This window comes from Lactobacillus sp. VURO6/B1 (VP7), assembly GCF_058139575.1.
This window is the reverse complement of sequence record NZ_JBVOWJ010000009.1, coordinates 75,434-90,011: the sequence shown is the minus strand read 5'-3', so window position 1 is coordinate 90,011 and position 14,578 is coordinate 75,434. Positions and strand designations below refer to the sequence as shown.

General features: G+C 37.7%; 12 protein-coding genes. 6 read left to right on the top strand and 6 right to left on the bottom strand.

What is annotated here, in order from left to right:
* Nucleotides 1-210: 210 nt before the first annotated feature.
* From mnmG to ACZ2M0_RS06415, 6 genes are all read right to left on the bottom strand, one after another.
* Nucleotides 211-2,109 (bottom strand): tRNA uridine-5-carboxymethylaminomethyl(34) synthesis enzyme MnmG, encoded by a 1,899-nt coding sequence (mnmG, locus tag ACZ2M0_RS06440; RefSeq protein ID WP_223902275.1) that lies wholly within the window; start codon nucleotides 2,107-2,109, stop codon nucleotides 211-213.
* A gap of 10 nt (nucleotides 2,110-2,119) precedes the next feature.
* Entirely contained in the window at nucleotides 2,120-3,505 is a 1,386-nt protein-coding gene (gene mnmE / locus ACZ2M0_RS06435; RefSeq protein ID WP_490058919.1) for a tRNA uridine-5-carboxymethylaminomethyl(34) synthesis GTPase MnmE, read from the bottom strand.
* 104 nt (nucleotides 3,506-3,609) lie between these two features.
* Nucleotides 3,610-4,473 (bottom strand): membrane protein insertase YidC, encoded by an 864-nt coding sequence (locus tag ACZ2M0_RS06430; protein WP_046332870.1) that lies wholly within the window; start codon nucleotides 4,471-4,473, stop codon nucleotides 3,610-3,612.
* 1 nt (nucleotide 4,474) lies between these two features.
* Nucleotides 4,475-4,843, bottom strand: coding sequence for a ribonuclease P protein component (gene rnpA / locus ACZ2M0_RS06425; RefSeq protein ID WP_223902273.1), 369 nt, complete (start codon nucleotides 4,841-4,843; stop codon nucleotides 4,475-4,477).
* Between the two features lie 52 nt (nucleotides 4,844-4,895).
* Nucleotides 4,896-5,036: a 50S ribosomal protein L34 gene (rpmH, locus tag ACZ2M0_RS06420; RefSeq protein ID WP_003549412.1), complete on the bottom strand. Its 141-nt coding sequence runs from the start codon at nucleotides 5,034-5,036 to the stop codon at nucleotides 4,896-4,898.
* Nucleotides 5,037-5,280: 244 nt separating this feature from the next.
* On the bottom strand, nucleotides 5,281-5,562 hold the full coding sequence (locus ACZ2M0_RS06415; protein ID WP_462985148.1) for a hypothetical protein: 282 nt from the start codon (nucleotides 5,560-5,562) through the stop codon (nucleotides 5,281-5,283).
* A 357-nt stretch (nucleotides 5,563-5,919) separates the two neighbouring features.
* On the opposite strand from ACZ2M0_RS06415, the gene ACZ2M0_RS06410 reads away from it, so the two are divergent.
* The 6 genes from ACZ2M0_RS06410 to gyrB all read left to right on the top strand — a co-directional run bounded on the left by ACZ2M0_RS06410 (nucleotide 5,920) and on the right by gyrB (nucleotide 14,573).
* On the top strand, nucleotides 5,920-7,761 hold the full coding sequence (locus ACZ2M0_RS06410) for an FAD-dependent oxidoreductase (RefSeq protein WP_490058918.1): 1,842 nt from the start codon (nucleotides 5,920-5,922) through the stop codon (nucleotides 7,759-7,761).
* A 608-nt stretch (nucleotides 7,762-8,369) separates the two neighbouring features.
* A complete protein-coding gene (dnaA, locus tag ACZ2M0_RS06405; RefSeq protein ID WP_419512634.1) occupies nucleotides 8,370-9,737 on the top strand; it encodes a chromosomal replication initiator protein DnaA in 1,368 nt (455 codons plus the stop codon).
* Between the two features lie 172 nt (nucleotides 9,738-9,909).
* On the top strand, nucleotides 9,910-11,040 hold the full coding sequence (gene dnaN / locus ACZ2M0_RS06400) for a DNA polymerase III subunit beta (protein WP_462985146.1): 1,131 nt from the start codon (nucleotides 9,910-9,912) through the stop codon (nucleotides 11,038-11,040).
* Nucleotides 11,041-11,266: 226 nt separating this feature from the next.
* Nucleotides 11,267-11,476, top strand: coding sequence for a S4 domain-containing protein YaaA (gene yaaA, locus ACZ2M0_RS06395; RefSeq protein WP_046331322.1), 210 nt, complete (start codon nucleotides 11,267-11,269; stop codon nucleotides 11,474-11,476).
* A gap of 3 nt (nucleotides 11,477-11,479) precedes the next feature.
* Nucleotides 11,480-12,619: a DNA replication/repair protein RecF gene (gene recF / locus ACZ2M0_RS06390; protein ID WP_490058917.1), complete on the top strand. Its 1,140-nt coding sequence runs from the start codon at nucleotides 11,480-11,482 to the stop codon at nucleotides 12,617-12,619.
* Nucleotides 12,609-14,573 carry a DNA topoisomerase (ATP-hydrolyzing) subunit B gene (gene gyrB / locus ACZ2M0_RS06385; RefSeq protein ID WP_490058916.1) on the top strand — a complete coding sequence of 655 codons (1,965 nt, stop codon included), beginning with the start codon at nucleotides 12,609-12,611 and terminating at the stop codon, nucleotides 14,571-14,573. Before recF ends, gyrB begins: the two co-directional genes overlap by 11 nt.
* Nucleotides 14,574-14,578: the final 5 nt, after the last annotated feature.

Below are 14,578 nucleotides of genomic sequence, written 5' to 3'. Positions count from 1 at the left end.
TTCAAGTGACCAAAATTAACGATTATCACAAGATGTAAGCGCTTTGTAAAAATATTATCTTCACAAAGTTAAGCAATTAATTTATAACTTTTAGGTAATAGCAGTAATCATATTTGTGATTGTCTGATCATTACCATAAAATTTGTGTATTCTTTTGTGTGCATTATTTAAAGAAAAATATTTTTTATAAGTTTTAAGTTTTTACTAAATTTATTTATGAATTTTAGCGTAGCGACCATTTTGCACGTAAACGCTTAGAATTGCCATGTCTGCCGGATTAACTCCCGAAATCCGTTCAGCCTGCGCAATTGTTTCTGGCCTGATTTTGGCAAATTTTTCGCGCGCTTCCGTTGCTAAACCATCAATTGCATTATAGTCGATGTCTGCAGGAATTTTCTTTGCTTCCTGACGGTGTAATTTATTAATTTGCTGCTGTTCCTTTTTGATATAGCCAGCATACTTAACGTTGATTTCAATCTGCTCCCTGACATAGCGTTCATTCGAAATAGGCATCCCCGTCAAGCGTTCAATATCCGCTACCCTAACTTTGGGCCTTCTTAAGAAAACATCTGCTTTAACACCAGCTTTAAGCTTGTCTTCTCCGATACTTGCAAGGTAGTCTTGTACCTCTTTAGTGGGGTGAACAGTAATCTTTTTAACAGCATTAGCAGCCTGCGCAATTTGTTCTTTCTTTGCTAAAAACTGGGAATAGCGCTCTTCAGAGATTAAGCCCAGTTGAAAACCGTAATCCGTCAAACGCAAATCAGCATTGTCATGACGCAAAATCAAACGGTACTCTGCACGTGAAGTTAGTAAACGATAAGGCTCTTCTGTCCCCTTAGTTACTAAATCATCGATTAAAACACCGATATAAGCTTCATCACGGCCTAAGGTAAAGCCCGGCTGACCGGCAGCTCGCAAAGCGGCATTAATACCAGCAATCAGACCTTGTCCTGCCGCTTCTTCATAGCCTGATGTGCCATTCATTTGGCCCGCAGTGAATAAATTTTTGATATTTTTAGTTTCCAAGGTATGTTTTAACTGCCAGGGATCAATTACATCGTATTCAATGGCGTAGCCTGGCCGCATCAATTCCGCGTTTTCAAGGCCGGCAACCGAATGCAGCATTTTTAACTGAATTTCTTCCGGCATTGAGGTTGAAAAATCGCCGACATAAACTTCTTTAGTATTTTTACCTTCTGGCTCTAGAAAAATCTGATGACGCGGCTTGTCCGCAAAACGAACTACTTTGGTTTCAATTGAGGGACAATAACGTGGTCCCACTCCCTTAATTTCTCCTGAAAACATTGGGGACCGGGTCAGGTTTTGGTTGATTATTTTATGTGTAGTCTTATTAGTATATGTCATCCAGCAGGAAACCTGATTTTTGAGGTAGTCTTCATCTTTAGTTTCATAAGAAAAATGACGCGGAACTTTATCACCAGGTTCTTCCTCAGTTTTAGAGTAATCGATGGTGTTGCTGTTAACACGTGGAGGCGTGCCCGTTTTAAAACGACGCAGTTTAAAGCCTAATTTTTCCAGATTTTCTGATAATTTAATTGCTGGAACAGTATTGTTAGGTCCGGAAGAATAATTTAATTCACCAATAAAAATGCGCCCGCGAGCTGACGTACCAGTGGTTAGAACAACGCTTTTAGCGTGATATTTAGCCCCAGTATTAGTAATTAAGCCTTTGCAGACCCCATCTTCGACAATCAGTTCATCAACTGTCGCCTGCCTTAAAGTCAAATTAGGCGTTTCTTCAATCACTTTTTTCATCTGCTCATGGTATTGCCATTTATCAGCTTGTGCCCGCAAGGCCCGTACAGCTGGTCCTTTACCCGTATTTAACATGCGCATCTGAATATAGGTTGCATCAATATTTTTACCCATTTGGCCGCCTAAAGCATCAATTTCTCGCACTACCGTACCTTTGGCAGGGCCACCTACTGATGGATTGCAGGGCATAAATGCTACCATATCCAGACTAATCGTTAACAGTAGTGTTTTTTGGCCCATTCTGGCACTAGCTAAAGCAGCCTCACTGCCAGCGTGACCAGCCCCAACTACAATGACATCATAATCATTTGAGTCATAACTCTTAATCATTAACTTCCACCTATTTTCCTAAACAAAATTGACTAAATAACTCATTAACTAATTCATCCGGACTACTTTCTCCTGTAATCTGGCCTAATGTATCCCAAGCACCGTTGAAATCAATTTGGGCAATATCTAAAGGTACTTCGTCTTTTAACGCCTGAACGACATCCTGCAGCTGCTTTTTGGCCTTTTCCAGCAGGCCTACTTGTCTCTGGTTGGTTACCATTACTTGATCGTTAGAATTCTCAATACCCTGGAAAAACAGTTCCTTAATTGCATCTTCTAACTGATCAAGATTTTGTTTCTGTAAGATTGAAATAGCGATTACTGGACTCTTGGTCAACTTTTTAACCTGAGCAGCAGAAACTTTTTGTCCCAAATCCGTTTTATTCAAAATGACAATACGCTTTTTACCGTTAGTGGCATCAATTAAGGCATAATCTTCAGAGGTCAATTCCTTACTTGAATCAAACAAGAGTAGAACCAAATCAGCTCTTGCCAGTGCTTTTTTGGAACGTTCAACTCCAATTTTTTCTACCTTATTATCAGTATGTCTGATGCCGGCAGTATCAATTAATTTTAAGGGGACGCCTTTAACCGAGACATATTCTTCTAATGTGTCACGCGTCGTGCCGGCAACATCTGTCACGATTGCCGTATCACTTTGAGTCAGATAATTAAGTAAAGATGATTTCCCGACATTAGGTTGACCAATGATTGCAGTAGCTAAGCCGTTACGTAACGCCGTTCCTTCACTTGCCGTTTTGAGCAATTTATCTATTTTAGCAATAACTGCCTGGGAAACACTGGTCATCTGCTTGCCCGTGACAGTATCTGCATCATACTCAGGATAATCAATATTAACTTCGACATTGGCTAGTGTATCTAAAATTTCCTGCCGCATTGCCCTAATTTTCTCAAGTAGGCCGCCTTGCAGCTGATTTTCAGCCACTTGCCGGGCCTTATCAGTTTTAGCGCGCACAATATCCATTACGCTTTCAGCCTGAGTTAAATCAATGCGACCATTAACAAACGCCCTTTTAGTAAATTCACCAGGATCGGCCATGCGCGCACCAGTTTTTAATAATAATTGCAAAATACGATTAGTAACAACAATGCCGCCATGACAATTAATTTCAACAATATCTTCCCTGGTAAAAGTCTTAGGTGCCAGCATTACAGATACCATAACTTCGTCAATCACCTGCTCACTTGCAGGATCAACTATATGTCCATAATGAATAGTATGCGTTGGCACTTTAGTTAAATTCGCACCCTTGAAAACCTGATTGGCAATTTTAACTGCTTCTTCACCAGACATGCGGACAATAGAAATCCCACCTTCACCAATTGGCGTTGAAATCGCTGCAATTGTATCAAACTCCGTTAAAGTTTGTGCCATGATTTTCTCCTTTTCAATAAAAAAAGCGCATTATTCCACCATGAATAATCATGATGGATAAAGCACTTTGACTACTTTATCTAAATCATTAATTTAGATTAATATTATTTTCTGCGTTTTAACCGTTTATACGTTCTTCTCAGTTGCCGTTTACGTTCACGCTCCTGGCGCTCTTTTTCTTCCTGCTCACGCCGATATTTAATTGGGTTCTGCAGAATAAAAGTCTGAACTACCTGGAATAAATTAGAAATTACCCAGTAAACTACAATAGCTGACTGGAAGTAAATCCCCATTACACCAACCATAATTGACATCCCGTAAGTCATAATTTTTGATGACAAAGTCTGTGATTCCTTTGGCATTGAAAGTTGACTAATGTATGTTGACGCAAATGTCAAAATCATTGATAAAATCGGCATAATAAAGTATGGGTCAGGCTTACCTAAATCCATCCACATAAAGTGGCCAGTCATGAGCTGGGGAGTTTGCGCAATCGCTCCGTATAATGCAAGCATAACTGGCATCTGAATAATTAAAGGCAAACAGCCGGCATAGGGATTAACCCCAGCTTCTTTATAGAGCTTATTTGTTTCTTGCGAAAGTAAAGTACGCGACTCTGTATCGCTGCCAGGATATTTCTTACGCAAAGCGTCCATTTCCGGCTGAATTTTTTGCATCTTAGTAGTGCTCTTAATCTGAATTGCACTAAGCGGGTACAAAATTAGCCGTACAATGATTGTAAAGATAATAATTGCCCAGCCGTAATTGTTGCCAATCAGTTTCGACAGCCACAACAAAAACGTGGACATATAATAAATGACCCAGCGATCCCACCAGCTGCCACTTGTATGTGAAACTGGTTTTAGCGTGCCAGTGGATGCACATCCTGTTAAAACAACTGCTAATGCAACCACTGTCAGCAGTACAAGTAGACGCTTGACATTCTTTTTAGTTAAAATGTCTTTCACTCTAATTTTCCTCAACTTTATTCGGTATCTCTTCAATTATATTGGCTAAAAAGAGTGCATGCAAGAGGTTCTTACGAACATCATCCCATCTAAAATTACGCGCATACGGTCTAGCAATGACTAGAAAATCAACATGTGGCTTAATTAAAGGTTTATTTTCCGTAAGAACTGCACGAATATAACGTTTGAGGCGATTACGAACTACAGCAGTATGCCCGACTTTTTTACCAACAGAAATACCAACGCGAAAATGCTTGTTTTCTGGTTTATCCAGTTGATAAACAACAAAAGCCCGGTTTGCTACTGAATTACCTGATTTAAAAACTGTTTGAAAATCATTTTCTGTTTTAACGCGATAAGACTTTCTCAAAACGTTTCATTCCACTCTTATAAATTAAAAAAACCACTGGGATTTCAGTGGTTTAAGCAGATAAGACTTTTCTACCCTTTGCACGGCGTCTAGCCAAAACCTTACGGCCATTAGATGTACTCATCCGTTTCATAAAGCCATGAACTCTTGAACGGTGACGCTTTTTAGGTTGGTAAGTTCTTTTAGTTGTCATTAAACTACACCTCCAATTTTTTGTATGCAGACTGCACAATTTAATATCTAGAATACCATGATTAAAGTAAAAAACCAAGTAAAAAGTCAAAAAATGCGAATTTATTACCTAAATATACGGCCTCATTCTAATAGGACTTGACCTTTTTCATTAAAGCGCTTGGCTAACTTTATAATCTCCATTTTCCTTATTCAAAGATGTGACCTGATTTTAATTTTATCCCGTTCATATCTAAAGATATACCCTAGGACAAGTCACCTTGCGTAATTTCAATTGACGGATAATGTCCCAGATCTGGTAAATATTTATCTAAAGGGCAGCTATAAACCATGTAATAGTCTTCTTCTTTCTTACTGGCATTTAATTCACTTAATTTCTGTTTAGCTTTTTCAACATCCTTTGTAATGTAAACAACGCTGACGACCCCAATCTTATTATGGCCGTTATTTTCTACATTTCCTTTAAGAATCAGCTTTAAATTGCCGTCATCTTTTAAACCTTGTTCAACATAATCTTGATAATTCATATTGGTGCCTCATAAAAAGAAATATTTTCAGTTGCTTATGATTAGATTATTCGGCACTGTTAATTGTATCAAAAAAAAGCTTGCTTATAACTTTACTATCAAGTTTAATTATGAGTTTTGTTTTACCTTTCACAAATTGCTCTAAATAATATCATGGTATTGATTTTGAAACCTTTTTCAAAGAGTGCACTTACTTGCCACAATAACATTATTTTAAGATCAATTTGGTTTACTCAGTATTTCACATTCTTTACACTTTTTTAATCATTCTATTACTTATTAATGATAAAATTGACTTTGTAGACAAGCGCTTTCCATAGTGCTTTAAATAATTTTGATATAAAAAAGGAGATTTTTATGGTAAGTGGTGTTTTTAAAGGTGCTGCTCAAGGCTTTCACAGCTTATTAACCAGTAACGTTACATTAAAGGATGGTAAAATAATCAAAGTTGCAGTTGACGGTATCCAGCCATATACAGTTGGATCCTATGCAATTCCAACGATGATTAACAGAATTGAAAAAGCAGGCAATACCGATGTTGATGTTGTTACATCCGCTTCAGTAAGTACTTCAGCAGTTGTTAATGGCGTAAATAAAGCCTTGGAAGTTGCTCAGGGAAAATTAACTGCAGACGATGCAGTTAATCCTAAAGTAAAACCAAGTAAGAAGCCAAACTATCCGGTTTATGCCAAAGTAAACAGTAACAAGTATATCGCTTCTCAAGTGCAATTTAATGATACCTATGACGTGATTGTTGTTGGTTCAGGTATCTCTGGATTATCAGCTGCTATTGAAGCCAAAAAGCATGGCAACAACGTAGTTATTTTTGAAAAAACAGGTATGGTCGGCGGAACCAGTAATTATTCCGCTGGCGTTATTCAGGGTTCTGGCGATAAATATCAAAAAGAATTTACAAGCTATCAAAATGACAATCCTGAACTACATGCTCAAGAGTTAATTCAAGCCGGTGAAGGCAGAGTAAATCCTCAAATGATAAAAGAATTAGCCGAGGATGCTGCTAATAACATCGAATGGCTGGCAAGTTTAGGAATAAAATGGACCTCTGTCTATGGCCACAGAGTCATTCCTTATGAAAACAAAGATTACTTTGCGCAAAGAATTCACGTTTATGAACACGGTGGCGGTTTAGGCAGTGGCTGCGTAATGATTGACGCTGTAAGAAAAGAAGCTGACCGTTTGGGAATAAAGATTTTCTTTGATACTCCTGTAATTAATTTAGTAACTAGCAGCTATACTGACAAATCAGTTGTTGGCGTAGTAACAAATTGCAAAGGCAAAACTAGTTATTATCGCGCTAATAAAGGTGTAGTCTTGGCTACTGCAAGTATTGACTATAACGAAAAATTAGCTAAAGAATTTGCGCCTCAGCAATATCGTGATATTAAAAATCATGCCTTGACTAATTCTAAATACGATACCGGCGACGGTATTTTGATGGGATTAGCACTTAACGCTGCAACTGAAGGTTTGGGCGGCTCTATGGATGTTGATTTTAAGAGCAATGTAGGTGCAGCAGATAATTTGCCGACGCCACCAATGTTTTACGTAAATGGCAATGGAAAACGTTATGTTAACGAAGATACTACTTACGGCTATCTAACCCGTGCTACCTATCAGCAAGAATTAATTTGGAATAAGCCGACTTGGCAGATCTTCGATTCATCGACTTTCTCTGCTCCATTTACACCTTGGAAATCTGCTGCAGACACGGAGAAGGATATTAATTCCAGACAAATGTTTAAAGCAGACTCAATTGCAGAATTAGCTGCTAAAATCAACGTACCAGCTGAAAACTTAACGCAGCAACTAGAGACCTGGAATAAAAACACCGCAAATGGTGCGGACAAAGAGTTTGGTCGTAAAGAAGGCCTGCAAGAATTACATGCTCCATTCTATGCTTATGCTCACAAGGACAGCAATTTTGGTGCAATTGGCGGCTTAAAAGTAACTACTAATTATGAAGTAGTTGATCAAGATGACCGAAAGATTGCTCACCTGTATGCTGTCGGCTGCAACTCTGGTGGCTGGAATGCAAATTATTACCCATCATCAGGTACTGCCTTAGCCGAGGGAATGCATTCAGGCCGCAGAGTCGGCAGAGTCCTCTCCGGTTTAGTAGAAGAAGTCAATGTTACGCCTGCAGAAACTGATGTAACAACCGGTTCATCAGAATATTAAAAAACTAATTTTTAGAAAATTGTAAAAAGCGTTTTTACTAATTTATTTTAGTAGAGACGCTTTTTATTCATTTACAAGTTTTAATAGACTTAGAAAATCTCTTCAAAATTATTCATAAAACTATCCGCTGGTTCATAACCAAGCAAGTATAAGCTTTATATTATTAGCAGTAAGAATTTTAAAAGTCACAATTGTTAATTATATTAGATAGATATTAGCTTTTATTTTATGTTAAGACAAAAGGCAACTTTCCATTTAAACTTCGTTTTATTTGTTTAAAATAGCAGCCTTTAACTTATCCACATGTTCCTAACTCACAGCATTTTGCACAAATTTATCCACAATCTACAGCTTGTTAAAAAAGTTATGCACACTATGTGGATAATATGTTTCACGCTCCGTGAAATTTACTGCTATTAAAGCAAAAGATTTCCACAGTTAAAATTGTAAATAAGCAAAAACAGCTCAAAATTACTCACTTTTTTGTGTATTTTCCTGTAAATTATATCCACAGCTTGTTAATTCTGAATTCTTTTTGTGCACTTGTGGAAAACATTTTTAATAGATGGTAAAATAAGTTTTGCTTAACGTACGCGGAGGGAATTATTTTGTTTGACATTAATAAATTTTGGCATCATTTCAATAGCGAGATGCGTGAACATTTTAATGAAGTTGCTTATAATGCATGGTTTAAAAATACCAGACCAATTTCCTACAATAAAGATACGCACGAACTGAAAATTGCCGTGCAAAATCCTGTAACCAAAGGATATTGGGAAAAAAATTTGGCTTCACAATTAATTCAATCTGCCTACGGCTATGCTAATATTGAGGTCATGCCTGTTTTTCAAATTGAAGGTGAAAAAAGCAGTGAACGACTGGTAACACCTAAGCCAAAAAACGAGTCAATATCAGAAAATTCGCGGCCACAAATGGAAAATGCGTTTGTGCGGAATCTTAAGCTTAACGAAAAGTATACGTTCGACAATTTTGTTCAGGGTGAAGGCAATAAATTGGCCGCGGGTGCAGCCTTGGCCGTTGCAGACAGTCCGGGCAGCTTTTATAACCCACTTTTTATTTTTGGTGGCGTGGGACTAGGAAAAACACACTTGATGCAAGCTATTGGGCATCAAATGCTGGCCGAGCGGCCCAATGCCAAAGTCGTTTATATTCAAAGCGAAACTTTTGTTAATGATTTTATTAACTCAATCAAAAATAAAACTCAGGATCAATTTCGCGCAAAATATCGCACTTGCGACTTATTACTTGTAGATGATATTCAGTTTTTTGCTAAAAAAGAGGGTATTCAAGAAGAATTTTTCCATACTTTTGAGACTCTCTACAATGATCAAAAGCAAATAGTCATGACGAGTGATCGCCTGCCAACTGAAATTCCTGATCTGTCAGAACGGCTGGTATCAAGATTTACTTGGGGTTTGCAAGTTGAAATTACTCCGCCTGATTTGGAGACGCGGATTGCAATTCTACGCAAAAAAGCTGAGGCTGAAAATTTAACAATCGACGACAGCACTTTAGACTACATAGCTTCGCAAGTTGACACTAATATTCGTGAACTAGAAGGGGCTTTGGTAAAAGTACAAGCCCACGCCACAATTGAGCATGAAGATATCAATGTTAATTTGGCTCGAGAAGCTTTGGCAGACCTTAAACTAGTTCAAAAAAACCAAGGTCTGCAAATTTCAAAAATTCAAGAAGTTGTTGCTAATTATTTCCAAACTTCAACAACGGAGTTGAAAGGAAAAAAGCGGGTCAGACAAATTGTGGTTCCTAGGCAAATTGCAATGTACTTGTCTCGTGAACTGACTGACTCCAGCCTGCCTAAAATTGGTCAGGAATTTGGTGGCAAGGATCATACAACCGTGATGCATGCTTATGAAAAAATTAGCAGGGAAATTAAAACGAATTCTGATATTAAAACTGCAGTTTTTGACTTAAAGCAAATGCTTGATCGCTAAAAGTTATTAACTGTGGATAAGTAACAGACTTGTACACATTTTCTTAACCGTAATAATTACGTTATTTTAAGTGTCATTTAGCTTTTCAACAGAAATCACAGGACCTACTAATACTACTAATTAAATATATAATTAATATAAAGGAAACAGACAAAATAACAGGAGGCACCAAATGAAATTTACAGTAAATAGAAATCTTTTCTTAGACAATTTAAACAATGTAATGCATGCTATTTCTTCAAGGGCAACAATTCCAATTCTTAGCGGAATTAAGCTTAATTTAACGGAAACGGAATTGCTCTTAACTGGTAGTGATACAGATATTTCAATTGAGATAAAGATACCAGTAAGTGAAGATTTAACTGTTGACTCAACAGGTTCAATTGTTTTACCGGCTCGGTTTTTTAGCGAAATTATTAGGCGTTTGCCAGGAAAAGAATTTTCATTAGAAGTCAAAGAAAGTTTTCAAACACAAATTATCTCTGAAAACAGTGAATTTACTATCAATGGCTTAGATGCCAATAACTATCCCAGATTACCGGAAATTCCAGACGAGTCCTCTTTTGTTATTTCGGGAAAAACTTTTCGTGAAATTATTAATGAAACCCAATTTGCGGTAGCAACGCAGGAAAGTCGCCTAGTTTTGACAGGTGTCCACTTTACTTTTAGTCCTGACAAAATCCATGCTGTAGCGACAGACTCACACAGATTATCTAGTCGAGCATTGACTTTGGAAAATGGACCGCAAGCTAAAACGGATCTGATTATTCCGGGAAAGAGTTTATTGGAACTTGCGCGCATCATCGGTGAAACAGATCCAGAAATTAAAGTTTGCCCTGGTGAAAATCAAGTACTTTTTGAAATTGGCAACATTCTGTTTTATTCACGTTTACTTGAAGGTAGTTACCCTGATACTGAGCGCCTGATTCCGACTGACAGTACAACAACTGTAGAATTTGATTTGATGGAACTTTCCAGTGCGTTAGATCGGGCAAGTTTATTGACGCATGCGGGACGTAATAATGTGGTCGACTTAACATTAGATACTGAAAAACAAAGTGCTAAATTATCGGGTGAATCAGCAGAAATTGGTAATGTTGAAGAAGATGTCAGTTTTAAGAAACTTGAGGGCAACAATTTAAAGATTTCTTTCAACCCGGATTATCTACGTGATGCACTAAAAGCTTCAGTAACAGATTCTGTCATAATGGATTTCACCCAGCCGCTGCGTCCATTTACTGTGAATCCAGATAAAACTGATATTAATTTTGTTCAATTAATTACACCGGTTAGAACATTTTAATCATTGTCAAACTTAACAAAAAGAAAAAGTCATCAATTGATGGCTTTTTTTCTGGCAGAATTTTTATAATCGACCACAAAAGCTTGCTGGTTTATTTTTGAGGTCAATCACTATGAATTGTTTATTTGAAAAAAATCCGTTTATATGGCTTTATATGGGCTTTTAGTTGTTTTTTGCTTGTGAAACGAATATACTTATTATAGGTATTTAAAGGGTGAAGGTGGTTATGATCAAAGAATTTAAAGTAACGAGTGAATACATTACTCTAGGGCAGTTTTTAAAAGAAGAAAGTATTATTTCTTCAGGTGGTCAAGCTAAGTGGTATCTGCAAGAAAATCCGGTCTTAGTGAATGGAGTCAAAGAAAATAGGCGGGGTAAGAAATTACGCTCCGGTGATAAACTTGAAGTTAACCACGAATCTTACGAATTGCGGTAGGTTATGTATCTCAAGCATTTTATCGCTCAAAATTACCGCAACTTGCAGCAATTTGAAGTAGATTTTGATCCTAACGTCAATATTTTTATAGGACAAAATGCGCAAGGCAAAACTAATCTGCTTGAAGCAATTTATTTTTTGGCTTTAACACGATCCCACCGGACCAGCAACGACAAAGAACTAATTGCTTTTGGTAAAGATTATGCCAATGTTTCGGGGCACATTTATAAAAGTCAAATTGATTTATCCTTGCGGGTTTTAATTACCACTAAGGGTAAAAAAGTTTGGGTAAATCGAGTCGAACAAGCGAAATTATCCAAGTATGTGGGACAATTGAACGCTATTTTATTTTCTCCTGAAGATTTAGATCTGATTAAAGGTGCACCTAATTTAAGACGACGTTTTATGGATCAGGAATTTGGTCAAATTAGTGCGGAATACCTCTATTTTGCGGGCAAGTACAAGCAAGTTTTGCAGCAAAAAAACAATTATTTAAAACAGTTAGCCAAGGGCGAAGCCCAGGACACTATGTTTTTAGAGGTCTTATCAGATCAGCTGGCAGGTGTGGCTGCAGAAGTAATTGTTCGTCGTTTTCAATTTTTAAATTATTTAGACCAATATGCTAGAGATGCATATGCGCATATTAGTACCAGTGCAGAGAAATTGAAGGTAATTTATCGACCATCAGTAAAGGAAATTTCTGCAAAAGACAGTGTCGAAGAAGTTTACCATAAAGTATTAAATAATTTTCAAAAAAATCAAAAGCTTGAAATTTTCAAAGGTACAACATTAAGTGGTCCTCACAGGGATGACATTGAATTTGAACTTAATGGTAAAAATGCACATCTGTTTGGCTCTCAGGGCCAACAAAGAACTATCGCACTTAGCATCAAATTAGCCGAAATTCAACTTGTGCACCAGATAACTGATGAGTATCCATTATTATTGCTCGATGATGTTATGAGCGAGCTTGATCATAACCGTCAAAGTGCTCTACTTAACTACATCCACGGCAAAACGCAAACATTTATTACGACAACAGATCTTGAGGGTATTTCCTGGGAAATAATTAAAAAGCCGAAAATATACCGCATAAAATCTGGACAAATTTATTTAGAAGAGGGGAAATTGCATGGCAGATAATAACAAAGAAAATCTTAATCAAATTAAGCAATACGAAAAAGAAGCCGATAAATATAATGCCAGTCAGATTCAAGTCTTAGGCGGACTTGAAGCAGTTCGTAAACGTCCAGGAATGTATATTGGTTCAACTAGCTCTCAGGGATTGCATCATTTAGTCTGGGAAATAATTGATAATGGTATTGATGAAAGTCTAGCAGGCTTTGCCAGTAAGATTGAAGTCACTATTAATGAAGATGGCAGTGTCACCGTTCAAGATGATGGGCGTGGTATTCCGGTGGATATTGAAAAGAAAACTGGCCGACCAGCACTTGAAACGGTTTTTACTGTTTTACATGCAGGCGGTAAATTTGGCGGTGGCGGCTACAAAGTATCTGGCGGTTTGCACGGGGTTGGTGCTTCTGTCGTTAACGCTTTGTCAACTAAGCTTGACGTTACAACAATGCGTGACGGGAAAAAGTATTTTATTGACTTCAGTCGTGGTCGCGTAGTTGATGAAATGAAAATGATTGGAAACGTGCCCTTATCTGAACATGGTACAATAGTACACTTTTTCCCAGATCCTGATATTTTTACTGAAACTACTTCTTTTGATGACAAGATCCTTAAAAATCGTATTCGTGAACTGGCCTTTTTAAACAAAGGCTTAAAATTAACTTTTACCGACAAGCGCAAAGATAGTGCAGAAACCGATGTTTACCACTATGAAGGTGGTATTCAGGAGTATGTTTCTTTCTTAAACCGTGATACAGAAGTATTATTCGATGAACCAATCTATGTCGAAGGTAACGACAACGATATTAACGTTGAAGTATCTTTGCAATATACAAAAGGCTATAAAACAACGTTAATGACCTTTGCCAACAACATTCATACTTATGAAGGCGGAATGCATGAGGCTGGATTTAAGACGGCTTTAACGCGGGTAGTTAATGACTATGCTCATAAAACTAAACTGCTAAAAGACAGTGATGATAATCTTTCTGGCGAAGATATTCGTGAAGGAATGACAGCTGTAGTTTCTGTCAAACACCCTAACCCCCAATTTGAAGGTCAGACTAAGACTAAATTAGGCAACTCTGATGCTCGAACAGCCGTAGATCGGGCTTTTTCTGAAACCTTTAACCGTTTCTTAATGGAAAATCCGCAAGTTGGCCGCAAAATTGTTGAAAAGGCTCAATTAGCTGAACGGGCTCGGACAGCTGCTAAACGTGCTCGTGAGGTTACACGTAAAAAGTCAGGACTGGAAATTGCTAACCTGCCTGGTAAATTGGCTGACAACACTAGTAATGATCCTAGCATTTCTGAATTATTCATAGTTGAGGGTAATTCTGCTGGTGGTTCTGCTAAACAAGGACGTTCAAGATTAACTCAGGCAATTTTGCCAATCCGTGGTAAAATTTTGAACGTTGAAAAAGCCTCAATGGACCGCATTTTGGCTAACCAAGAAATTCGGTCACTGTTTACAGCTTTAGGAACCGGTTTTGGAGCAGACTTTGATGTTTCTAAAGCTCGTTACCACAAATTAATCATTATGACTGATGCCGATGTTGATGGGGCTCATATTCGGACGTTGCTTTTAACCCTCTTTTATAACTACATGCGTCCGATGATTGAAAAAGGCTACGTTTATATTGCACGTCCGCCTCTATATCAAGTGCGTCAGGGCAAAGTCGTCAGATATTTAGATACCGATGAAGAATTGCATGACTATTTAGGTAGTTTACAACCGAGTCCCAAGCCGCTGGTACAGCGCTATAAGGGACTAGGTGAAATGGATCCGGAACAATTATGGGATACAACCATGAATCCTGAAAATAGGAGGCTTGACCGTGTTAGCCCGGAATATGCTAAAAATGCTGATGAAGTATTTGAATTGCTAATGGGCAATGAAGTAGGACCACGGCGCAATTTTATTGAAACTAACGCTAAATACGTTGAAAACTTGGATGCATAGGAGGT

Bases quoted from the DNA above. Each gene is read 5' to 3' on its own strand.
- recF (WP_490058917.1), top strand. From the start codon at position 11,480: ATGTATCTCAAGCATTTTATCGCTCAAAATTACCGCAACTTGCAGCAA.
- gyrB (WP_490058916.1), top strand. From the start codon at position 12,609: ATGGCAGATAATAACAAAGAAAATCTTAATCAAATTAAGCAATACGAA.
- rpmH (WP_003549412.1), bottom strand. From the start codon at position 5,036: ATGACAACTAAAAGAACTTACCAACCTAAAAAGCGTCACCGTTCAAGA.
- ACZ2M0_RS06415 (WP_462985148.1), bottom strand. From the start codon at position 5,562: ATGAATTATCAAGATTATGTTGAACAAGGTTTAAAAGATGACGGCAAT.
- dnaN (WP_462985146.1), top strand. From the start codon at position 9,910: ATGAAATTTACAGTAAATAGAAATCTTTTCTTAGACAATTTAAACAAT.
- ACZ2M0_RS06410 (WP_490058918.1), top strand. From the start codon at position 5,920: ATGGTAAGTGGTGTTTTTAAAGGTGCTGCTCAAGGCTTTCACAGCTTA.
- mnmG (WP_223902275.1), bottom strand. From the start codon at position 2,109: ATGATTAAGAGTTATGACTCAAATGATTATGATGTCATTGTAGTTGGG.
- mnmE (WP_490058919.1), bottom strand. From the start codon at position 3,505: ATGGCACAAACTTTAACGGAGTTTGATACAATTGCAGCGATTTCAACG.
- yaaA (WP_046331322.1), top strand. From the start codon at position 11,267: ATGATCAAAGAATTTAAAGTAACGAGTGAATACATTACTCTAGGGCAG.